We start from the raw sequence: 20697 nt of genomic DNA on the forward strand, positions 1-20697 counted from the left end.
GATGACAAGCAAAAAATTCTGGATGGGCATTATTGTTGCCCTGGCGTTTTATGGAGTCGTTCAAGTTCTTCTAACAACGGGAATATTCAGTGATGTTACAAGGTCGATGCTTCTCTTGATCGGTGTCAACATCATGCTGGCGGTATCGCTTAACCTCATTACCGGGATTACCGGACAATTCTCCATCGGTCATGCAGGTTTTATGTCTGTAGGTGCGTACACTTCGGCGATTCTGACACTGGATTATAACGTTCCATTCGTTCCGGCGATTATTGCCGGCGGTTTGCTCGCTGCCGTGTTTGGGGTCCTGATCGGAATGCCTACCCTCCGGCTGAATGGTGACTATCTGGCCATCGCCACACTGGGGTTCGGCGAGATTATCCGGATCATCATGCTGAACACGGAATTCGTCGGCGGTGCCTCCGGGCTCAGCGGCATCCCTGCCAAAACGACCTGGACCCTGCTATTTCTCTTTACCTTAATTACAGTGGTTATGATCAATAACTTTATAAGATCCACACATGGCCGGGCCTGCCTTGCCATCCGCGAGAATGAAATCGCCGCAGAGGCGATGGGGATTAACACGACGCGTTATAAGATTATTGCCTTTACAATCGGTGCATTGTTCGCCGGTATAGCGGGCGGATTGTCTGCGCATACGTTCTACGTGATTACTCCGGGCAGCTTTAACTTTCTGAAATCGTTCGAGATTATCGTTATGGTTGTTCTCGGAGGACTCGGCAGTACAGCCGGCTCCATTGTGGGTGCTGTCTTCGTTACCTTGCTCTACACCTATCTGCGTGAATTCCCGGAATGGCGGATGATTATTTATTCGATCGTCCTGATCCTGATGATGATATTCCGTCCAAGCGGGCTGCTGGGTACAACGAAATTTTCATTCGGCAAGCTTGGCAAAAAGGAGGTGAAGGCAGATGACAGCATCACAGGCAGCAGTGCTTCTTGACGTTAAAGAGGCCAGCCGTTCCTTTGGAGGGCTTAAGGCGCTCAGCGAAGTTTCGCTTCACATTAACAAAGGTGAACTGATCGGTCTGATTGGGCCGAATGGTGCCGGCAAAACGACGCTTTTCAACCTGTTAACCGGCGTATACCCGCCCTCTACAGGCAGCATTCTTCTTAACCATGAATCCATTGGCGGGATGAAGCCCTACAAGATCAACCATAAGGGCGCTGCGCGCACCTTCCAGAATATCCGGCTGTTTACGGCCATGACAGTATTGGAGAATGTCAAAATCGCCTTTCACCAGCATGCCAGACATTCCTTGTTCACCTCCATGCTGCGGCTGCCGAAGCATTTCAAGGGAGAGGACGAAATTACACGGAAGGCGATGGATATTCTCAAAATATTCAATCTCGCGGACCAGAATGAAGAGGTTGCCAGCAATCTCAGCTATGGTAACCAGCGGCGTCTGGAAATTGCCCGGGCGCTGGCGGCCGGGCCGAAGCTGCTGCTGCTGGATGAACCGGCAGCGGGTATGAACCCGAATGAGACGCGGGACTTAATGAATCTGATTGCCTGGATCCGCGAGGAATTTGACCTCACCATTCTGCTGATCGAGCATGACATGTCGCTTGTTATGGGCGTCTGCAACCGGATTTATGTCTTGGATCGCGGGATACTGATTGCTGACGGAACTCCGGCGGAGATTCGGAATAATCCCAAGGTTATCGAAGCGTATTTGGGACAGGAGGCGTAATGGCAATGCTTAAAGTACAGGGGATCAATGTTTATTATGGAGCCATTCACGCTTTGAAGGATCTTAGCATCCATGTCGGGCAAGGGGAAATTGTAACACTGATCGGAGCCAATGGTGCAGGCAAGTCGACGCTCCTGAAGACTCTGTCAGGTCTGCTTAAACCCAAAACAGGCAGCATTGAATTTCTGGATAAATCAATAACCAGCCAGAGTGTTCAGGCGATCGTCAGACAGGGCCTGATCCATTGTCCTGAAGGACGCCGCGTGTTCGCCAATATGTCCGTTGAAGAGAACCTTGAGCTTGGCGCTTACCTGCAGGAACCCGGAGGTCTGGCGGCTGATTTCGAGAAGGTGTACGACATCTTTCCGAGGCTTCGGGAACGCAAGAAGCAGCAGGCAGGTACTTTGTCCGGTGGCGAACAGCAGATGCTTGCCATGGGGCGGGCCATTATGGGGCATCCCCAGCTGCTGCTGCTGGATGAGCCGTCCATGGGGCTTGCGCCGCTGCTGGTACAGGATATTTTCAAGATTATTAAAGATGTGAACGAAGCCGGAACTACTGTGCTGCTGGTGGAGCAAAATGCGCATCAGGCGCTCAAAATCGCCCACCGCGCCTACGTGCTGGAAACGGGCAGGGTTGTTCTTGAAGGGGATGCCAAGGAATTGGCAGATTCCGAAGAAATCAAAATGGCCTATCTCGGGCACTAAGAGGTTAGCCTCACTAAGGGCATCATAGAAACAACATATATACAATTCTATTATCCGGGAGGCTGGGAGAAACTATGAAGAAGATTGGGGCCATTATTTTGTCAACAGTACTGATTGCAGTATTGGCATCGGGCTGCGGCAACGACAACACAGAGAACAGCGGAAACTCTGCAAGCGGCGGCAACTCTGGCGGGGACACTATCAAAATCGGCGCGAACCTTGAGCTCACGGGCGGCCAGGCCTCTTTCGGCGATTCCGTATCCAAAGGCGCGAAGCTGGCGGTACAGCAGATCAATGACGCAGGCGGCATACTCGGCAAGAAACTGGAATTAATCGTAGCCGATAACGCCTCGAAATCCGAGGAAGCCACGCAAGCGGCGCAAAAACTGATTACCAATGATAAGGTTGTTACCATCATCGGTGCTTCGACCTCGACCAACACGCTGGGGATCGTCCCGGTGGCTACGGAGAAGAAAATACCTCTGGTATCTGTAGGTGCCACCAACCCTAAAGTGACGGTGGATGAGCGCAGTGGCAAAGTAAACGAATGGGTGTTTCGCACGGCCTTTATCGATCCTTTCCAAGGAGAAGTTATGGCTAACTTTGCCGTAGATTCGCTAAAAGCTAAAACAGCTGTAATTTACACAGACACGTCGAGTGACTATTCCAAAGGTCTGCAAAAGTTCTTTGAAGAAACCTTCAAGGAAAAGGGCGGAGAGGTACTGAGCCAGGAATCCTATCAGCAAAAAGACTCCGACTTCAAAGCCGTGCTGACACGGATCAAAGAGCAAAACCCGGATGTAATCTATCTGCCGGGCTACTATGAAGAAGTCGGCAAAATCGTAAAGCAAGCCCGCGAGATGGGCATTTCAGTTCCCTTCCTCGGCGGCGACGGCTGGGATTCTCCGCAACTCGCTGAAATCGCCGGCAAAGAGGCTCTGGACAACACTTATATGTCCAACCATTACTCAGCGGAAGATACCGCTACTGAAGTTACATCCTTCGTTGATGCCTACAAAGCTGCCAATGGGGGCGCAGTACCGGACGGGATGGCCGCTCTTGGTTATGATTCCCTGAAGCTGGTTGCTGACGCCATTACCCGTGCAGGTGAGGCCGATCCTGCCAAGATTAAAGATGCTTTGGCAGCGACCAAAGATCTGCAGCTGGCTACCGGTAAAATCACGCTCAACGAAACACATGACCCTGTTAAAGCAGCTGTCGTTCTGAAATTCGTTGCCGGCACACAAACTTTCGAAACAAAGGTAAAACCGTAAGAGGTTCAGGCGCAGGTACTGAATGTGCAAGGAGTGTGGCGATACAGAAAAGTTGGAGGGTCTTTGCGGGAAGGCGGAGATTTAGCGGGGATGAACGGCTGATTGCTGCAGCTGTGAATGTCCGTTATTTTTTTGAGAAAAGTTCTTGTCAAATTAGCCTGGGTTTGATATACTCATTTTTGTTGTGACAAAGACAACTTATCAAGCATGGCCCGTTGGTCAAGGGGTTAAGACACCTCCCTTTCACGGAGGTAACATGGGTTCGAATCCCATACGGGTCATATATGCGGTAGTGGTGGAATGGCAGACACGCTATCTTGAGGGGGTAGTGGGTGTATACCCGTGGAGGTTCGAGTCCTCTCTACCGCATACGATGTTTAGGAGAGAAAGTCCTTGATATTCAAGGGCTTTTTTCTTTGCATTCACAGGAAGAATCACCACTTCAGAGCTGCGGCGTATTTCGGGTACAGCTCACGGATGCAATCCGGACAAATATCATGGGTGAATTGCAAAGACAGCTGCTGCAGCAGGAAACGTTCAATGGTCACCCACTCCTCGCTGCTGTTGCGGATAGATTTGCAGGAGGCGCAGATAGGAACAAGAGGTTGGGCGTTCTTCTGGTGCAAACGCAACGGCTGGATCGTTCGGACAGGCTGAACAGGCTGACTTGTGACAACAGGGCCAACATCCTGCAGAGAGAGAATGATAGCCTGGTTTGCTGCCGGATTCTCATGGATCAGCGGAAAGGCATCTACACGGAATCTTCTGCTGCCTTTGGCCGCAGTCTGTAGAATAAACTCGGAACTGGATATTAAAGACTCGCCGCGAAGGATGTGATGCAGCGCCTCCTTAAGTGCAGTGATCTGGGAAGGGACCGACATCGATTGTTCGAACAACTCCAGACCATCAGCGCCGGTCCAATCGGCATGCGGGGAGAGTCCATAGTGGTTGTTGTATTCCTTCCAGGAGTCGTTGGTGAACAGGATGATCCCCTGGCTGTCGATAACCAGTGCATTATGCGGCAGAGCATTAAGGGAACGGATGAGGGAAGTGGATATGCTGAATGGCAAAGGTTATCTCTCCTTGATAGTTTGCAGGATGGAAAGCTAGGATGGAGGCAGGTTAAGCAGCTCTGCGACTTGGCGCCTGTAGCGCTCGGCCCTGCGGGTGCCGTGAATCAGATTGGATAGGCGATAAGGCGGAATTCCGTACAGCTCGCAGAATTTCTTCTGATCCATGTGCATTTCCGTCAGCCGCTGTTTGATTGCCCAGCCAAAAGGAGTAACAGGACGTTTACTGTTCAAAACACTTCACCTCTTATCGACTATCCAGTCGTGTGATATAATGAATGGGAATAATAATAGTTAATTATATACTTTTTTACGTCATTTTACAATAAAAAATACGTAAATAAGTATATTTAAATAGTGCGGAAGGCGGATTGCTGATGGCGTCGATATACGAACGGATAGAATATTTGATCAAACAAAAAGGACTGACAAAAAAGGCCTTCTGCGAACAGCTGAATATCAGTACCGGCAACATGGGGGATTGGAAGCGGGGCAAGTCGACGCCCGGAACACATAAGCTGATCGAGATCGGTGCTTTTTTTCATGTGAGTCTGGATTGGCTGATTCTGGGCAAAACTACAACGGAGATTCTTCGCGAAGGCGGGGAGGATTATTTTTCTGGCCAAATACGGCAATTGAATTGCCAAAGTGAGGAATTGCCGCAGAATGAGCAAGAATTTATTAAGGAATATATCGAGTTTGCCCGATACCGCAGGCTTAAAGAAAACGAAGAAAATTCTTAAAGTGGTGTCTTTACATTTTGCTGAAATGGATTTATAATATTGAATGTTGGCCTCAAACATTGATTTAACGTTATACTCACCGCGCGGTAGTGGTGGAATGGCAGACACGCTATCTTGAGGGGGTAGTGGGTGTATACCCGTGGAGGTTCGAGTCCTCTCTACCGCATACATGAAGAAACCTGAAATTCCTTGTTACTCAAGGGATTTCAGGTTTTTTTTGTTTTGTTTTATAGACTGACCCAATGGAGGGAAAAAGAGTGCCGAATAAAATTCACAACTCCAATGAGCGGTTCCTGATCGTTACCGCCGACGATTTCGGAATGTGCCATTCCATGAATGAGGCTATTATGAACCTGTACCAAGCCGATGCAATTAATTCCAGCATGATTATGATGCCGGGGCCCTGGGCGAAAGAGGCGCTGAGTATGCCAAAAATCATCACAATGTTAATGTGGGAATTCATCTTACGCTTACTTCGAGTCTCCCGGCCTATAAGTGGGGCCCAGTTACCAGGAGTTCCAGGATACAGTCGTTAATTACTGCAAAAGGATATTTTTGGGAACATGCAGCTCATGTGGAAGAGCGGGCTACTGCTGAAGCCATCCGAACTGAAATCCGAAGTCAGATCGAGATGGCTCTAACGCTGGGGATTGAACCGACACACTTGGACAGTCATGAGGGCAGAGGCCGGGATTTTCTGGAGATTGTATTTGATCTGTGCCAGGAGTACCGGTTGCCTTTTAAGCTGCCTGTTAATATAGTAAATCAATCATTTCTGGATTTAGCGATGAGGGAATTAATGACGGAGAGGATTGAATCGGCACGGAAAAGAGGGATCTTGTTAATTGATGACTTGATTAATCTTCCCTATCACTTGGAGCAGGGGGAGGACTATGACATTGCTAAGGCTAAAATGATGGAAGCTATAAAAGGTGTGGGAGGAGGGATAACCGAAGTTGTCATCCATCCTGCGCTGAATACTTATGAAATGCGGGCAATTACTCCACACTGGAAGAAAAGGGAGATCGAGTACCTGTTATTTATGGATGAGGATATTCACAGATTACTGCAAACCGAAAAGATTCAGCTTATTTCATGGAAAGATATACGCGATAGACAACGTCAGGCCAGTGGAGGTGACACGACGGGAAACCCGGACTACATTGGTTGCCGTTCGTAGGATGCAAACGCGGATCGCCGCTATTTTTCCACCACAGGTACGCACAGATGGGCCTCGAATCTTTCGTCGTCAGGCCCTGACTTCTCTGTATAGTTGATGAAGAAAACACCGGCTTCGTTGAATTTGAATTCACCTGATGGCAGCCATTCCTGATGGATATAATCCCATGTGCTCTGAAACGCAGCAGCCGGCACACCCTTGGCGATAAAAATGGCATATTTGGATGCGGGGTAATCCTTATGCACAAGTCCTTCGGGAGCTGTACCGGGATCTCCTACCTCAACGCCTAAAAAATAGCCGGTATCCCAGGCGGATTGCTCCCACAGCTTGGGAACCGAATCGCGGCCTTCGAAGATGCCCAGGTAACAGCCGCTGCTCTGGACTTTTGACGGAATGGAATCAAATTTGCTGTCGATATCGAATTCCCCGAAGACATGTCCCCAAATATCGGCATAAGGTTCGCCTGCTTGATTGAGGTTCTGCCAGCCAATGACTTGAAGCTCCGGTAAATCTAGCACATAAGGCTTTTCTCCGCCAATGGAGTCGGTGCGCTGAGGGGCTTCTTTTTCCAGCTGCTGGCGGATCAGTTCGATTACCCGCGGTTTGAATTTAGGGGCGTATCCCTCGGTTGTTCGATCATAGCTGCTCTGGCGTAACGGGTCTGTCATGCATAATTCCTCCTAGCTCATTTGTTCTTCCTCTTCATTATAAAGGGGATCTGAAGCGATGGATTGTCCGTTTATAACAGAATGTTGCCAATAGCAATACACACCTTCATGGAGACCTCTTCATAGGTTTCATTTACGGTATAGAGGGCAAAAGGGCTGCCGGCCCGCCTATAGCAGCAGTTTTCCTCCAGCCAGCGGGTCATAATATCCGCAAGTCCTGTGAAATCCCCGAAACTGTCTGCGGTTAATACCGCATAAAGCCCTGCTTCTAAGTTAACAACACTCAGACCGTCTTCGGCAGGTAATTCGCCCGTTTCTGTCTGCTCGACACCGCACAAATATCCATTGCTGGTAATCTCCACATAAAACGACGATGGAAGGAATCCACGTTGATTGATCTGCGATAAAAGCTTGGCCGAAGCTTCTTCTTCCGCATGACTGCCTTCGGCATGGGCGACGATATAGTGCTGCTGCTCAAATGGGGTTACTTCAATGATGTAGCTGCTTTGCTTGCGGATAATGGGCAGGGATAGACGAAGCTCTTTGATGGTCCCTGTCTTTTGAATGATGAATTCCTCACGGCAATGATCACCTGCCAGGGTGAACACGCTTTTGGCCAGCCAATGGCTGTAAAGGTAGTCCCAGGCCTGGTTGATGCTTCCGGTAAAAGGTACGGATAAGACGGCAAACTCACCGCCGCATAACGTAGCTGGCTCTATGGAGTGATAACCGGTCTCCCCCAGGGCGGAAATCCAGTACTCGTGATTCTGGGTATCTATGAATATGTTGTACGATTGTCTGGACCGCCCAACCTGCACAGGGGTTAATCCGAAGAGTCTAAAATTCATGCCCGTACGCTTGGCTGTGAAGACCGCTTGTTTCAGTGCGTTGATGGCTTGCTGTTCGATGTCTGTGTCTCCTGCGGCGAGGTAAACGGCGGTCAGGCCATGCAGCGGTTGCCCGGACTGGATCTTAATGGCTGTCTCCGCCAAGTGGAGGGGGAACTGCCCGGGGAGGAAGGTATAGAACATGCTGCTCCGTTTGTATTCCATTGGCGTAAGACCGACGATTTTTTTAAAGACCTTGGAGAAGGAAGGCAGGGAGTCAAAGCCGTTGCCCAGCGCAATTTCGGTAATGGATAACCCGGAGTTCTTGATCTGGGCGCATGCGTTGCTGATTCTTCTTTTGCGGATATAGTCTTTAATGGAATGGCCGGATACGCAGTAGAATTCCCGGTACAGCTGCATCAAAGAAACATATCCCCTCCGGGCGAGGTTGTCGAGGCTGATCTCTTCATTCAGATGATCCTCGATATAATCGAAAACCCGCTTCAAAACATCCTGCTTCATAGCCAACCTGCTTTCAGGGGAATAAAAGGTGATGCGTTTCAAACATCGAGTGCTATATTCTCTGTATACCATAATTAGGGAGGATGGAAATGACAATTAGCATAATATTGTGGTATAGCGAACACAAAGATACTCTTCACTGGAGCCGCGGGCTTTTGCGAAGAGTATCTTTTCATATTATAGGGGAGGATTAGTCCAGCAGTTTGGCAATATCGGCTTCGATCTGGTCCGGAGTAGTTTGTGGTGCGAACCGCTTCAGGACACGGCCTTCCTGATCGACCAGGAATTTGGTGAAATTCCACTTGACGCTCTTTGAGCCCAGGACGCCCGGCGCTTCCTTGGACAGGTATTTGAATAACGGATGCGCTTCGTCGCCCTTCACGTCAACCTTCTCGTACATCGGGAAGGTTACTCCGTAATTGATTTCGCAGAATTCGGCGATGTCTTCGCTTTCACCCGGCTCCTGTCCGGCAAACTGGTTGCTCGGAAAACCAAGCACCTCAAAACCACGGTCCTTGAATTTATCGTACACTTCCTGGAGACCCTTATATTGCGGGGTGAATCCGCATTTGCTGGCTGTGTTCACGACAAGCAGCACCTTACCTTTGTACTTGGACAGGGATTCTTCTTCCCCGCGCAGCGTGTTGGCTTCGAAATCATAAATACTCATGAATAACGCCTCCCGAACTTTGATTTATCACAATTTAATTTTACACTATTTATCGTAAGAAGCAACCCGTCAGAATTGTGACAACATTGTATATTCGTTTCAAAATATCTCTGTTGTTTAAATGTAGGGTATGCAACGGCGGTTTCAGACTGGCTGTAAGAATGGATGTGAAGCTGCCCGGCATCGACTGTGCGCAGGCGGAGGATTTGGCAGAGAAGGCTCATGCGTTCTGTCCGTCTTCCAAAGCTACGCGGGGCAACATCGAAGTTGAACTGTATGTGTTGTAACGGGGAGCCGGTATTTAGAAGAATTCCTGGAAATAATGGCTAAATAGAGACGGTGAGGCAGGAAACAGCCGGGAATAGCGGTCTAAAGGGCGGCTTTGGTTGACATCACCCCTAAAATTCTTTAATATGTCTAAGTATCTGTTATGCACGTGTGCTACTAAGTACCAAAAATATAAATAATGGGTGATGAAGATGTCTTACAGACCGCATATTACGAATGTGACCAAAGCCAGCAGCAATGATAAGGAAGGATTGTACGAGTTCATTATCAAGCTTGCTGACGGAACGGAGTGCCGCGCGTTCTATCATCGGTTTCCGGAATGGAAAATGACGAACATCAGCCGCCTGCTTAAGACACCCTGTCCGGTTTGCCGCAAAGATTTCATCTGCAAATGTATGGAATCCTTCACTGCTGATTTCGAAGGGCAAATGCTCGGCGACGAGTGGATCGGCAAGGCTATTGCTGAATAATTAAATGGACGGATGATGAGGCGCGGGAGCTATCCCGCGTTTTTGTTTATTTCCGGGGAGATACTATGAAGAGGGGGTGCGGCAAGATGGAGGAAGAGCAAAACAAGGCAGGCGGTAAGTCTATTGTGCTGATCGACGGTGTATGCCATCTTTGTCAGGGGCTGGTGCGGTTTATTATTCCGCGCGATCCCAGGGCCAGATTTATGTTCGCCCCCTTGCAGAGTGAGACAGCAAGCGGAATGCTGAGTGCAGGCGGGCTTGGATCAGACCAGCTGAATACGGTCGTGCTGGTGGAGAACGGGACCTGCTATACAGAGTCGGCTGCAGTGCTGCGGATCGCCCGTGGCTTGCGTTTTCCGTGGCCTGCCGCATATATCTTCATACTTGTGCCGCGGCCTCTGAGAGATGCCCTGTACAGGCTTGTGGCGAGGAACCGGTACCGCTGGTTTGGGCGTGACGAGCAATGTCTGCTTCCCACACCGGAAATCCGCAAGAGATTTCTGTAAGGTGCACAGCCGATGTGCACAACCCAAAAAAAGCAGCAGGTGGCTATGTCACCTTACTGCTTTTTGGGCTGGCTTAAACCCCTATTCGGTTTGGGGGGGGGAGATGAGTTATTTATTAAGGGCTGTCGTCGTGAGGATATAGGTTTGCGTAAGCTTCCATTTGCCGTCTGCTGATTTTTTCAGTATATTGACCGATACGGCCCGGCTGTCCTGAAACTCCGGACCTTTTACTTTCTTGGACGTCTGCACAGTATATACCGCAGCAGTATCCCCGGTATAATCAATAATTTTAGAAGAGTCAAGCGTAATGGCTAAATCATAGGCTTTAAACATTTGCGTATAAAGTTCTTTGCTTTGCCCGTATGCAGGGGAAGTTTCGTCAATGGTGGATAATACCCCATCCAGATCCTCTTTGTTGGAGTAATCCACATTGGTCTGAACCACAGCTTTAATTTGATCTTCATCTGTTTTGGGTACGGTGATCTTAGCCTCCAGCACATCTGCCGGAAGAATGTACTGTAGCGCAGCGATTTGGATACCGCTGATTTGCCAAGCAGAACCGCCAGCTTTTCTGGTGAGGGAGTATACATACTCCGCTTGGCTATCCAGCATGAAGGGACCGCTTACCTTCTCGGAGTGTTCAATCGTGTGTACGGTTGCTTCATTCTCTTTGGAATCAATAATTTCCATCTGGAGGACGGTAGTCTTGGTATCAAAGATCTCGTACTGCTCTTTGATTCCTGGACCGATCGCTGCCAGTGGGGATTCCGGATCAATAAGGCTCATGAACCCGTCATAATTATCCGTATTGGAATACGTCACATATTTATCAAATAATGCGGAGATTCCCTTGATATCAGCGGTGTTCTCCTTGCTTGTAATTGCAACAGTTCTGGAAGCTGCTTTCCACTCCACACTGTTTCCGGTGGCTTCGCTTACAAAGCGCAGGGGAACATAAGTGACTTTGTCAATTGTTTTGGGTGCGGAGGCCAGCTGTTTGACGGTTCCGTTTATAGTTGCTTTTTTGCTTCCGGTCTGCAGCTTGATGCTGAGCCCTTCCTTGGTGGCTGTGATCGTGTTACTCTTGACATCCCAGACCAGCTTCATGCCGAGCTTTTCAAAAATGGGCCGCATAGGGATGAGCACGGAATTGCCATCCTGAATCGGGGCGGCAGTGGTCAAATTAAGCTTCTGCTGGTCAACGAGTACAGTGATAGGTTTGGTTGCTGCGGCTGCTGACAAGCTGATCGATCCGGATAAGACGAGGGCTGTGAGTAAACTGGGCACTAATTTCATGTTGAATGATCTCCTTTAGTTGTAATCTGGCCGTGCTGAAAGCTGACTGGCTAATAGTATAGGGGAGAGGAATGATCCGGTAAATATCCAACTCAGGATATGGTGCGGGCTCAGGATTTAGAGTATAGAAGAGGTATTCGTAAAAAAAGATATTGCCGCTCTACTGCATATATGCTACTATAGCTGTAAATTAAAGGATAGTAACGGAAGCACCGTTCAATGACCGTATACCACGGTTATTGGCGGTGCTTTTTTTGCTGTCTTTTTTGTTGTCTTTTTTGAAAGGTAAGCATTACAGGAAGGAGAGTGATTTCATGGCGGCGAGGATCGTACTGGCAGTTCGTGAGAGTCAATACATTGAGCCGTTGCTGCATTACCTGCATCACAGTGAGTATGGGGAGATGCTGCGGATCACAGCTTTCAGCCGGCTGGATACCTTTATGGAATTCATGAAGGGAGAAGAACTGCCGGACGCCGTTGTAGGCGATCCCATTTTCGTTGAGGCCTGGCTGGTGGAAGGCAGAAATACAGTTCCTTGGGGTGTTCTAAGCGAGGCCGGGAAGTATTCCGGCAGCAATGCAGGGAGTCTGGCCGGGGGCATGGTGATTGAGAAATATCAGTCGCTGCCCTCGCTTCTGGAGTCCATCCTCCGGTTAGGCGATGTGAAACGCATGAGGACAGCTTCGGCTGCCAAGGAGGAGACGCTGCTGCTCGGGATAGTTTCAGCCAGCGGCAGCAGCGGCAAAACAACGATTGCGCTCAATATGGCCAAGCAGCTTGGACTGATCGGACTATCTGTTTTCTATCTAAACCTGGAAAGTGTGGACAGCAGCGGGTTGTTCCTGCGGATGCCCCAGGGGAACGCTTCCGGGCTGGAACTTCTGTTGTACGAGCTTAAGGCAAACGGCAGCGAGGGAAGCAAGGGAAATGCAGGCAAGCCTGAACTTGGGAGATACGCCGTAAGGCATGACAATCTCCGCTGTGACGCCTTCAAGCCGATCGGTAATTTCAAGGAAATGCTGCAGATGACCCGGCAGGATACGTTGGATTTATTGGAGCTGCTGGCCGGCGATGCTGGCTATGATGTCGTGATTGTAGATACAGGCAGCATTGAGGAAGAGCGGGCCCAGGCAGTGCTGCAGCGGTGCGGCATTCTGCTATGGGCGCTGAAGAGCGATGAGGCAAGTATGTATAAGACGCTCAGGTGGCTGGAGCATTGCGGAGATCCGCATTCCGGTCTGCCGCCGGAGGTGCCGGGCAAGAGCAGGTTTGTGATGAATTTTGCCGGGGATTCAGCCGCGGGCTGGTCAGGGCGGGAAGAAATCAGAATAGATGGTGCGCTTCCTTTTATCCCTTCCTGGGCACTTCAGCATCATGTGGAGCTCTGCTTGAATTCTCCGCAGTTTACGGCTGGGGTGCAGCAGCTCTGCACCGGTATCATTGAGCCGGCGCTACCGCGGGTATTCACCGGGAGCTTACATGAATGAAGCCATGTTCAGGAAGCTGCGCAGCGACATACGCGCAGGGCTTGATGTCACTTCGGCTGTCGGAAACCGTGAGCTTAACAGCTATATTGAACGAATCATTCTGGAGATGGACAGCCTGCGTTATTTAACTGCCCAGGAAAAGCATGAACTGGTCAAAAAGCTGTTCGATTCCTTCCGGGGGCTGGATGTGCTGCAGCCGCTGGTGGACAACCCGAATATCACCGAGATTATGATCAATAGTCATGAGGAGATATTTATTGAAGAGGAAGGGCAGATCCGCCGCCTGCCGCTGGCTTTTGAGTCCAGGAGCAGACTGGAGGATATTATCCAGACCGTGGTTTCCGGTGTGAATCGGGTGGTCAACGATTCCACCCCGATTGTGGATGCGCGGCTGAAGGATGGTTCCCGCGTCAATATCGTACTGCCGCCGGTGGCCCTGAAAGGGCCGGCAATGACGATCCGCAAATTTCCGGAAACGCCGATGTCGATGAGCGAGCTGGTGCACCGTGGGGCGCTGAGCGGAGAAGCGGCGGAGCTGCTGCAGATTCTGGTCGCTGCCGGATACAACATCTTTATAAGCGGTGGAACAGGCTCCGGCAAGACCACCTTTCTGAATGCTTTGTCTCAATTTATTCCGCCGCAGGAGCGGGTGATCACGATTGAGGACTCCGCCGAGCTGCAGATTATCACCGTGCCGAATCTGGTCTCGCTGGAGACCCGCAACGCCAATACAGAAGGCCGCGGGGAGATCACGATCCGCGACCTGATCCGCTCCTCCCTGCGGATGCGCCCGAACCGTATCGTGGTCGGCGAGGTGCGGGGGGCCGAGTGTCTGGATATGCTGCAGGCGATGAACACGGGCCACTCTGGTTCGCTCTCAACTGGACATTCCAACAGCGCACAGGATATGGTCAGCCGTCTGGAGACGATGGTGCTCAGTGCAGCTGATTTGCCGGTATCAGTGGTCCGCCAGCAAATCGGCTCTGCGATTGATATCTTTGTCCATCTCTCCAGGCTGCGGGACCGCTCGCGGCGGGTGATGGAAATCTCTGAGGTCATCGGGCTGCGGGATGGGGAGGTGGCGCTGAATCCGTTATATGTGTTTCAAGAAACGGGAGAAAGTGAGGGGACAGTGGAGGGAGGCCTTGTTCCTTGCGGGAATCCTCTGCTGCATTCCAGCAAGCTGAAAATGGCCGGAGTACAGAGTTATCCGTTATCGCATTACAGTAGGGGAACTGAGAAGGAGGTGGTCTTCTGATTCATTTGGGGAAGAAGCCGGTCTCTTCGCCGGGCAAGCGGAGGGGGCCCTCCGCAGAGAAGGGCGGGACGTCTGCGGAAGCTGAGACCGGGGGCAATCCGCAGCTGCCGGATTATACCGTCTATGTATTGACGCCTTTGTCGAAAATGCTGGCTATACTGGCAGGCGGGCTCCTGCTGTTCGGCATCGGGTACCTGTTCTACCATAACCTGCTGCTGTCTTTGCTGCTTGTGCCGGGGGGAACTTATGCACCGCGGCTGTTGCGTGACTACCTGCGGCAGCGCCGCCGGTCTGCGCTTAACCTGCAATTCAAGCAGACTTTATTTTCGCTCTCTTCTTCGCTGTCCGCAGGACGTTCCGTAGAGAATGCGTTTCGCGAGGCCGTAGAGGATCTGCGGATGCTTGACCCGGAAGGGGGCAGCGATATGATCTTTGAACTGAATATTATATGTGCCCGGATGGAGTATGGCCAGCCTGTGGAAGAAGCGCTGCAGGATTTCAGCAGACGGGCAGGCATGGAGGATGTGGAACGGTTCGCTGACGTATTCTCTGTCTGCAAGCGGACAGGGGGTGACCTTGTGGAGATTGTGCGCCGCACCTCCACAATCATCGGGGAGAAGCTGGATATCCAGCAGGACATTGCCGTCAGCATTGCCCAGAAGAAATTCGAGGCGAAGGCGCTGCTGGCTTCCCCGCTTGCCATGGTGCTGTTCATGAGCCTGACCGCCGGAGATTACATGCAGCCAATGTATACAGGTGCCGGAATTGCAATTTCCACACTGGCGCTGGGCGGGCTGTTTCTGTGTTATCTCTGGACCTCCAAGATTATGGATATCCCGCTGTGAAGGAGGTGAAAGCATGATTTGGCTGTGCGGTTCGGCCGTTCTGATGTTAGGGCTGGGATGGATATTCCTGCGCCTGAAATGCGGCAGCCGTTATGCCGGGCTTCGCGGTCTGCCTATGGATGGACTGCGGCTGCGCGGATTGGGCGAGCCCTTCCTGCTGCTGATTGAGCGGTGGGGAATTGGCAGTCATATTCCTTCGGTGATGTTCCGAATTCAGCGATCCTTGCAACGCAGTTACGGCATGCGCTACAGCGCAGAACGGACGCTGCTCTTTATGGGTGAAATGTTCAGCTACAGCTGGCTGCTGCTTATCGGTGGAAGCGCGCTGACACTGTTCAGCGGCGAGAAGGCGGGAATTCTCCTGGGGGCTGGTCTGGCAGTTATTCTACCCGCTGCACTGGTCAGTGATCTGCACAAGAAGGTAAGGCTGCGGGAGCAGAATATTATGCTGGAGCTGCCCGAGCTGCTGAATAGTATTGTCCTGCTGGTCGGCGCCGGGGAGAATGTGCAGCGGGCGATTATCCGCTGCGTGGAGAGCCGGAAGGGAGATTACAGCCATCCGCTCTATAAAGAGCTGTCGATTATGACTGGGGAGTGGGAGAGCGGCTACTCCTTTCAGCAGGCGTTTGAGAATTTCAGCAAACGCTGCGCCGTACAGGAGGTATCGCTATTTACAACCACGGTCCTGCTGAATTACCGCAGAGGCGGAGCCGACTTTGTCTTGTCGCTGCGCGATCTTTCGCGGTTGCTCTGGGAGAAGCGGAAGGCGATCAGCCGGATTCGGGGGGAACAGGCTTCCTCGAAGCTGGTGTTCCCGATGGTGGTTATCTTTTTAATTGTAATCATTCTGGTGGGTACACCGGCATTTATGATGATGAAAATGTAGGAGGATGAGACGAATGATGACATTCATAACAGAAGGCGCTAAGAACTTGTGGAAGGACGAGGAAGGGCTGGGCACGCTGGAGATGATCCTGATTATCGCTGTACTGATCGCTGTAGTTTTGGTGTTCCGCAAGGAGATTGTCAAAGTGGTAGAAGACTTGATCAGCACTGCAGGAAGCAAGAGTCAGGAAGTATTCGAATCATGAATCTGCAGGATGACGAAGGCAGCTTTACTATCGAAGCTTCACTTTTGCTGCCTATCATCATGTGTATTACGATGCTGCTGCTATTCTTCTGCCTCTACAGTTACCAGAAGTCGATGCTGCTGCAGGTCGCTTCCGCTGCTACTGAACGTGCGGCCTACAATTGGGACAACAGCCATAAAGAGACGGAAGGATCATTTGTTATTGGCGAGTATGACTCGCTGTATTGGCGGATCGGCGAGGATGGACTGCTAGCTTCTTTATTCGGGCTTAGCGCCGGGAACGGCGGGGCTTCTGTTACGCTGCCGAATGCTGCCGAGGGTACTGGTACCTTGCCTGTAATTAAGCTTCAGCAATCTTCCGGCATAGTTCCTGCAAATTTAAGTGGCCAGATGAATTATGCCTACAGTTTAACCGGCCGGAAGATCAGTGCGGAATTGAAGCAAATGCTGAATCTGCCCGTGCTGGATGAGATGCTGGCGGACGAGGCCAACCCTCAAGTGAAAGCCCAGTCTGTTGTTTCAGAGCCTGTTGAGTTTATCCGAACAGTAGATCTGATGCGTTATTATGGCGCGAAGTTCAAGGGAGGCACGGAGAGTGGCAATACCGGAACAAGGATGGAAAAGAAAGACGCGTCCCAGATGCTGAAGAAGCTGCGCTGATCCCGTTTGTGAACGGTGTGAGTGCTGTGAAGGAGAGTTCGGAACCCAAAAGAGGCCAAGGGAGGGGCGCGGATGAGGAGTAGAAAAGGTACTGCCTGCAGTCCAAGAAAAGCGTTCAATTCGTGGCGAAAGAAAGGAACGGAGGGATCGGTTTCTATTTTCCTGATTATGATACTGGCCTTCGTGTTCCTGTTCACCGCTGTGCTGATAGATTATGCACGGATTGCCGCCGTTAATGTGCAGCAGGAACGTTTGGCGAGAGCCGCAGTCCGTTCGGTAATGTCTTCTTATGATATTCAGCTGCGCGAGAGCTATGGCCTGTTCGCCTTTGGCGGGAGTGACGGCAATCAGCTGCTGTCCGGGGTGCTGAACGACAATCTATACGAGAGCGGGCGGGGGGATGCTTTTAATTTATTGCCCTTAGGACTGGATTCTTCGGTCTTGAATTGGAGTCGCCCTCTTGGAAGCTACGATGTTTTTCAAAGGCAGATTGCTGAGGAGATGAAGTATAAAGCACCGGTTGATTTTGCCCTGGAGCTGGCCGGCAAGTTTAAGCCGCTCTCGGCGGCTATGGGTGAGGCTTCACGCTCAACCCAATTATTCGGCAAGCTGCAGCCCTTGTACGATGAACGCGAGGCTGCACTGGATCTTATGATGGAGCGGCGAAAGCAGGCTGCGGAAAGCGTAAGATCCCTTCAAGAACTGATTATGAATCCGCCGGGAGACCATATTGAGTACCGTTTTCTGGGGGAGATCACTTCTGCGGCTGACATTGCAGCGATGTATGACGACTATGTCGGCAAATACTATGCGGATTTTTACCGTGAAGAGGATGAATATTCCAGATACAGCAGTCAGATCAGCGAGTATTTAAGAGAAACTACGGAGTTTCTTCCGAGGATTCCGTCAGCACTGACTCTTTTTCGTACGGAGCACACCCGTCTTATCGCTGATGCCGGGAATGCGCTGCAAAGAGTCAGGGAGCTGAATGAAGAAATGAGGTACATACTTGAACAGTCCAGAGCTAACGGGGCGGGTAGTGCCGAAGATAGTGCCCGGAATTGGGACATACCGGGAAGTGCCGGTGAACTGAGCACAGAGCCGCTAAAAAAAATGCGGGAGCAGGAGGATTCGCTTATTCTCGCACCGGCAGAGGTCAGCGCCATGGAGCATGACTTAAATGTTCAGGAAACTGCCTCTCAGACAGCGGAGCAGGCAGCTTCCGGGTTGCCGGGCGCATTGAGTGGAGCCACGGGGCTGGATGCAGATTTTGGCAGCATGAATACGGCAGTTTTGAACGCTTTACAGGCCGTCAGCAGTTACCACCAGAACTATGGTGAACATGGAGATATCATTGCTGCTGAAGCTAGGAGGATTGAAGCCCACCGAACTTCGGACAGAGAGCGCAAGCAAATCGAACGGCAGGCAAAAGCCAAGCTGAACGATGCGATGAAGCTGTTGGATCAGATTCGTCAGCTTGGCGACAGCGCCGGAGCAGCACGGGAACGTTATCAGATGCTGAGCCAATATTATCAGGACAACATTCAGCTGAACAGTGGATCGGACCAGGAAGCCTCGAATGCGCAGAACACATCGGATCCTTATGCAGCCGGAAGTTCTTCAATGGCAAAGACAGACGATATTTATGCCGCAATGGGCAGCGTTATGGAGGGTGCCAGAGACCGGCTGTTCCGAACAGAATATTCTGCAATGTATTTTCCGCATTTCGATCTTTCAAAGTTGACTCCGGTAGCTTCCGGCTCCGCAGGTGCCGCCGCACTGCCGCTTGCGGACCAGCTTGATCCCCATGCCCAGGAGCTTGAATATATTCTCTACGGCTTCCATAACCCTGCGGGTAATGTGGCGGCAGCGTACGGTGAAATCTTTGCGCTGCGGCTGGCCATCCGTACTATGGAGGGCTTTATTGAAAGTTCGCGTCTCGGCAATCCGCTGGCGATTCTAGCTGCAGCGCTGCTGTACGGAATCGAGCAGGCTGTTCAGGATATGCTGCTGCTATGCAGGGCAGGGGAAATCCCGCTGTCCAAATACATGCCTGCAAAGCTGTCCTACCGTGATTATTTGCGGTTGTTCATGCTCCTGCATGGAGGGGGCGATGTGCAGCTCTCCCGCATGCTCGCTTTGATCCGGCTGAACACCGGAATAAATCCGGCCGAGAAATTCACCTATGCCTCGGCGGAGATTAAGATGGCGATGCCGCTTTGGTTTTTGCCGGGCGTAGTGAAGCTGGTGGACTACAGCGCCGGCCTTCCCGGGGATGTTCAGGGCAGATTGTATTACAGAGGGGTAAAGGCTGATTTTTCATATTAGCGGGAGGTTGCAGAATGAAGCAATGGCGGAGCCAAACCAGACAGCGGGATGAAGGCAGCATGGTTGTTGAGGCGGCTATGGTTCTCCCCATGTTTTTGCTGTTTGTCCTGTTCCTGATTTTTATCGTGCAGATGACCTTGTACTCTACAGCCTTGCAGAGCACAGCTTCTGATACGGTCAAGGTGATATCGGCCCACATGTATCCGGCGGCACTGGCTGCGCAGAAGTGGGGGGGAGAACAAGGAGCAGATAGCGGAACGGCAGGTCAGCCGGCTGCAGCAGGAAGCACTGGTGGAAGCATAGGAAGGGAAGCTGATGCAGCTGCGCAAATCAATGCTGGCGCAGCAGGAGGCACGTCCCCGTTATCATCCGGGACTTGGAGTATCCCGCGCCTGTCGCTTGAGCAATGGAGTGAAAGCTTCGCCGCAGACCTTCCTGAGCCCTTGAACGAGTGGGTTAACGCTGCGATACAGCGGGGTGAAGGCCCGCTTCAGGAGCTTCAGGCTGAGGCGTCGCAGGCGGTGCTGGATCTTGCGCTGAAGCCAATAATGAAGCCTTATCTCTCATCTGACTGGCTGGATTATGAACGGATTCATGTCTCCAATGCCATTATTCCGGAGCTGAAGGAAGGCACACGACCTTATTTTGGTCTCGTTGTCAGCTACGAGCTGCCGATGAAGGTCCCCTTTCTGAACCGGAGCATTGTATTGGAGGCAAGTGCGGTGGAGCGGCTGTGGATTGGCGATACCGGAGAAACAGGGGCAGATGGAGACGGCGGTGCCGGAGAAGAGCAGCATTCCATTGTAGTCCTGGCGAAGCCGAATCCGGGGGTGGCAAATCATCAGGGTAAGATCCGGGTGAAAGTTCCGCCAAATGCTTCGGCAAACTTGTCGATATTTTATAAAAGCGGCCAGAGCACGGCCAAATATCTGGGCTGGAAGCAAGCTGATGAAGGCGGTTATATCGAATGGGAATGGAAAATCGGCGTGAATACAACACCGGGTTCCTGGCCTTTTGTAGTCCGTCTGGATGACGGTACATTCCTGGAGGCGGCATTTACGGTTGTGAAATGAACATGGCGGAAGAAGGATGT

21 protein-coding genes, 3 tRNA genes and 2 pseudogenes are annotated in these 20697 nt (G+C 51.2%); 20 read left to right on the plus strand and 6 right to left on the minus strand.

The window, feature by feature from the left end:
- Position 1: 1 nt before the first annotated feature.
- The 6 genes from NST99_RS06220 (at position 2) to NST99_RS06245 (ending at position 4065) form a co-directional block, all read left to right on the plus strand.
- Complete coding sequence (locus NST99_RS06220) at positions 2-964, plus strand: branched-chain amino acid ABC transporter permease (protein WP_341090406.1); 963 nt, start codon at positions 2-4, stop codon at positions 962-964.
- Positions 933-1715, plus strand: coding sequence for an ABC transporter ATP-binding protein (locus NST99_RS06225; protein ID WP_341090409.1), 783 nt, complete (start codon positions 933-935; stop codon positions 1713-1715). Before NST99_RS06220 ends, NST99_RS06225 begins: the two co-directional genes overlap by 32 nt.
- A 5-nt stretch (positions 1716-1720) precedes the next feature.
- Complete coding sequence (locus NST99_RS06230; protein WP_341090411.1) at positions 1721-2422, plus strand: ABC transporter ATP-binding protein; 702 nt, start codon at positions 1721-1723, stop codon at positions 2420-2422.
- A gap of 74 nt (positions 2423-2496) precedes the next feature.
- Positions 2497-3696 (plus strand): ABC transporter substrate-binding protein, encoded by a 1200-nt coding sequence (locus NST99_RS06235; protein ID WP_341090414.1) that lies wholly within the window; start codon positions 2497-2499, stop codon positions 3694-3696.
- Positions 3697-3905: 209 nt separating this feature from the next.
- Positions 3906-3977 (plus strand) — tRNA-Glu (locus NST99_RS06240).
- 5 nt (positions 3978-3982) lie between these two features.
- Positions 3983-4065, plus strand: a tRNA-Leu gene (locus NST99_RS06245).
- 65 nt (positions 4066-4130) lie between these two features.
- Here NST99_RS06245 and NST99_RS06250 read toward each other — a convergent pair.
- Positions 4131-4766, minus strand: a complete 636-nt coding sequence (locus NST99_RS06250) for a PAS domain-containing protein (protein WP_341090416.1) — start codon at positions 4764-4766, stop codon at positions 4131-4133.
- A gap of 36 nt (positions 4767-4802) precedes the next feature.
- On the minus strand, positions 4803-5000 hold the full coding sequence (locus NST99_RS06255) for a transcriptional regulator (RefSeq protein ID WP_038587016.1): 198 nt from the start codon (positions 4998-5000) through the stop codon (positions 4803-4805).
- Positions 5001-5143: 143 nt separating this feature from the next.
- Between NST99_RS06255 and NST99_RS06260 the strand changes: the two genes are divergently transcribed.
- The 3 genes and pseudogenes from NST99_RS06260 to NST99_RS06270 all read left to right on the plus strand — a co-directional run bounded on the left by NST99_RS06260 (position 5144) and on the right by NST99_RS06270 (position 6689).
- Entirely contained in the window at positions 5144-5509 is a 366-nt protein-coding gene (locus NST99_RS06260; RefSeq protein WP_341090417.1) for a helix-turn-helix domain-containing protein, read from the plus strand.
- Positions 5510-5592: 83 nt separating this feature from the next.
- A tRNA-Leu gene (locus NST99_RS06265) sits at positions 5593-5675 on the plus strand.
- A gap of 181 nt (positions 5676-5856) precedes the next feature.
- Positions 5857-6689, plus strand: a pseudogene (locus NST99_RS06270) (polysaccharide deacetylase family protein).
- A gap of 20 nt (positions 6690-6709) precedes the next feature.
- Here NST99_RS06270 and NST99_RS06275 read toward each other — a convergent pair.
- The 3 genes from NST99_RS06275 to NST99_RS06285 all read right to left on the minus strand — a co-directional run bounded on the left by NST99_RS06275 (position 6710) and on the right by NST99_RS06285 (position 9376).
- A complete protein-coding gene (locus tag NST99_RS06275) occupies positions 6710-7357 on the minus strand; it encodes a GyrI-like domain-containing protein (protein ID WP_341090419.1) in 648 nt (215 codons plus the stop codon).
- A gap of 71 nt (positions 7358-7428) precedes the next feature.
- Entirely contained in the window at positions 7429-8706 is a 1278-nt protein-coding gene (locus NST99_RS06280; RefSeq protein ID WP_341090420.1) for a helix-turn-helix domain-containing protein, read from the minus strand.
- 190 nt (positions 8707-8896) lie between these two features.
- Entirely contained in the window at positions 8897-9376 is a 480-nt protein-coding gene (locus NST99_RS06285; protein ID WP_038587026.1) for a glutathione peroxidase, read from the minus strand.
- Positions 9377-9510: 134 nt separating this feature from the next.
- On the opposite strand from NST99_RS06285, the pseudogene NST99_RS06290 reads away from it, so the two are divergent.
- The 3 genes and pseudogenes from NST99_RS06290 to NST99_RS06300 all read left to right on the plus strand — a co-directional run.
- A pseudogene (locus NST99_RS06290) lies at positions 9511-9663 on the plus strand (Ohr subfamily peroxiredoxin); the annotation flags it as partial.
- A 192-nt stretch (positions 9664-9855) separates the two neighbouring features.
- Positions 9856-10134, plus strand: coding sequence for a hypothetical protein (locus tag NST99_RS06295; protein ID WP_341090421.1), 279 nt, complete (start codon positions 9856-9858; stop codon positions 10132-10134).
- An 86-nt stretch (positions 10135-10220) separates the two neighbouring features.
- On the plus strand, positions 10221-10640 hold the full coding sequence (locus NST99_RS06300; RefSeq protein WP_341090424.1) for a thiol-disulfide oxidoreductase DCC family protein: 420 nt from the start codon (positions 10221-10223) through the stop codon (positions 10638-10640).
- Positions 10641-10748: 108 nt separating this feature from the next.
- Here the strand turns inward: NST99_RS06300 and NST99_RS06305 are convergent, their stop codons facing one another.
- A complete protein-coding gene (locus tag NST99_RS06305) occupies positions 10749-11936 on the minus strand; it encodes a copper amine oxidase N-terminal domain-containing protein (RefSeq protein WP_341090427.1) in 1188 nt (395 codons plus the stop codon).
- Between the two features lie 314 nt (positions 11937-12250).
- On the opposite strand from NST99_RS06305, the gene NST99_RS06310 reads away from it, so the two are divergent.
- The 8 genes from NST99_RS06310 to NST99_RS06345 all read left to right on the plus strand — a co-directional run bounded on the left by NST99_RS06310 (position 12251) and on the right by NST99_RS06345 (position 20677).
- Positions 12251-13423: a hypothetical protein gene (locus NST99_RS06310; protein ID WP_341090428.1), complete on the plus strand. Its 1173-nt coding sequence runs from the start codon at positions 12251-12253 to the stop codon at positions 13421-13423.
- The gene (locus NST99_RS06315) at positions 13416-14681 is read left to right on the plus strand and encodes a CpaF family protein (protein WP_341090430.1); all 1266 of its coding nucleotides are present in this window, start codon (positions 13416-13418) and stop codon (positions 14679-14681) included. The genes NST99_RS06310 and NST99_RS06315 overlap by 8 nt, the downstream gene beginning before the upstream one ends.
- Before the next feature lie 104 nt (positions 14682-14785).
- Positions 14786-15526, plus strand: a complete 741-nt coding sequence (locus NST99_RS06320) for a type II secretion system F family protein (protein ID WP_341097577.1) — start codon at positions 14786-14788, stop codon at positions 15524-15526.
- 13 nt (positions 15527-15539) lie between these two features.
- Positions 15540-16412 carry a type II secretion system F family protein gene (locus tag NST99_RS06325; protein WP_341090433.1) on the plus strand — a complete coding sequence of 291 codons (873 nt, stop codon included), beginning with the start codon at positions 15540-15542 and terminating at the stop codon, positions 16410-16412.
- A gap of 13 nt (positions 16413-16425) precedes the next feature.
- The gene (locus NST99_RS06330; protein WP_038587051.1) at positions 16426-16617 is read left to right on the plus strand and encodes a Flp1 family type IVb pilin; all 192 of its coding nucleotides are present in this window, start codon (positions 16426-16428) and stop codon (positions 16615-16617) included.
- The gene (locus NST99_RS06335; RefSeq protein WP_341090435.1) at positions 16614-17276 is read left to right on the plus strand and encodes a TadE/TadG family type IV pilus assembly protein; all 663 of its coding nucleotides are present in this window, start codon (positions 16614-16616) and stop codon (positions 17274-17276) included. Before NST99_RS06330 ends, NST99_RS06335 begins: the two co-directional genes overlap by 4 nt.
- A 72-nt stretch (positions 17277-17348) precedes the next feature.
- Positions 17349-19604, plus strand: coding sequence for a hypothetical protein (locus NST99_RS06340; protein WP_341090436.1), 2256 nt, complete (start codon positions 17349-17351; stop codon positions 19602-19604).
- A gap of 14 nt (positions 19605-19618) precedes the next feature.
- Positions 19619-20677 (plus strand): TadE/TadG family type IV pilus assembly protein, encoded by a 1059-nt coding sequence (locus NST99_RS06345; protein WP_341090438.1) that lies wholly within the window; start codon positions 19619-19621, stop codon positions 20675-20677.
- Positions 20678-20697: the final 20 nt, after the last annotated feature.

The sequence above is a fragment of the Paenibacillus sp. FSL L8-0470 genome, assembly GCF_038008625.1.
Lineage (GTDB): Bacteria > Bacillota > Bacilli > Paenibacillales > Paenibacillaceae > Paenibacillus_AQ.

Coding starts and splice junctions, on each gene's coding strand:
- NST99_RS06220 (WP_341090406.1), top strand. CDS start 2: ATGACAAGCAAAAAATTCTGGATGGGCATTATTGTTGCCCTGGCGTTT.
- NST99_RS06225 (WP_341090409.1), top strand. CDS start 933: ATGACAGCATCACAGGCAGCAGTGCTTCTTGACGTTAAAGAGGCCAGC.
- NST99_RS06230 (WP_341090411.1), top strand. CDS start 1,721: ATGCTTAAAGTACAGGGGATCAATGTTTATTATGGAGCCATTCACGCT.
- NST99_RS06235 (WP_341090414.1), top strand. CDS start 2,497: ATGAAGAAGATTGGGGCCATTATTTTGTCAACAGTACTGATTGCAGTA.
- NST99_RS06260 (WP_341090417.1), top strand. CDS start 5,144: ATGGCGTCGATATACGAACGGATAGAATATTTGATCAAACAAAAAGGA.
- NST99_RS06275 (WP_341090419.1), bottom strand. CDS start 7,357: ATGACAGACCCGTTACGCCAGAGCAGCTATGATCGAACAACCGAGGGA.
- NST99_RS06280 (WP_341090420.1), bottom strand. CDS start 8,706: ATGAAGCAGGATGTTTTGAAGCGGGTTTTCGATTATATCGAGGATCAT.
- NST99_RS06285 (WP_038587026.1), bottom strand. CDS start 9,376: ATGAGTATTTATGATTTCGAAGCCAACACGCTGCGCGGGGAAGAAGAA.
- NST99_RS06295 (WP_341090421.1), top strand. CDS start 9,856: ATGTCTTACAGACCGCATATTACGAATGTGACCAAAGCCAGCAGCAAT.
- NST99_RS06300 (WP_341090424.1), top strand. CDS start 10,221: ATGGAGGAAGAGCAAAACAAGGCAGGCGGTAAGTCTATTGTGCTGATC.
- NST99_RS06305 (WP_341090427.1), bottom strand. CDS start 11,936: ATGAAATTAGTGCCCAGTTTACTCACAGCCCTCGTCTTATCCGGATCG.
- NST99_RS06310 (WP_341090428.1), top strand. CDS start 12,251: ATGGCGGCGAGGATCGTACTGGCAGTTCGTGAGAGTCAATACATTGAG.
- NST99_RS06315 (WP_341090430.1), top strand. CDS start 13,416: ATGAATGAAGCCATGTTCAGGAAGCTGCGCAGCGACATACGCGCAGGG.
- NST99_RS06325 (WP_341090433.1), top strand. CDS start 15,540: ATGATTTGGCTGTGCGGTTCGGCCGTTCTGATGTTAGGGCTGGGATGG.
- NST99_RS06330 (WP_038587051.1), top strand. CDS start 16,426: ATGATGACATTCATAACAGAAGGCGCTAAGAACTTGTGGAAGGACGAG.
- NST99_RS06335 (WP_341090435.1), top strand. CDS start 16,614: ATGAATCTGCAGGATGACGAAGGCAGCTTTACTATCGAAGCTTCACTT.
- NST99_RS06340 (WP_341090436.1), top strand. CDS start 17,349: ATGAGGAGTAGAAAAGGTACTGCCTGCAGTCCAAGAAAAGCGTTCAAT.
- NST99_RS06345 (WP_341090438.1), top strand. CDS start 19,619: ATGAAGCAATGGCGGAGCCAAACCAGACAGCGGGATGAAGGCAGCATG.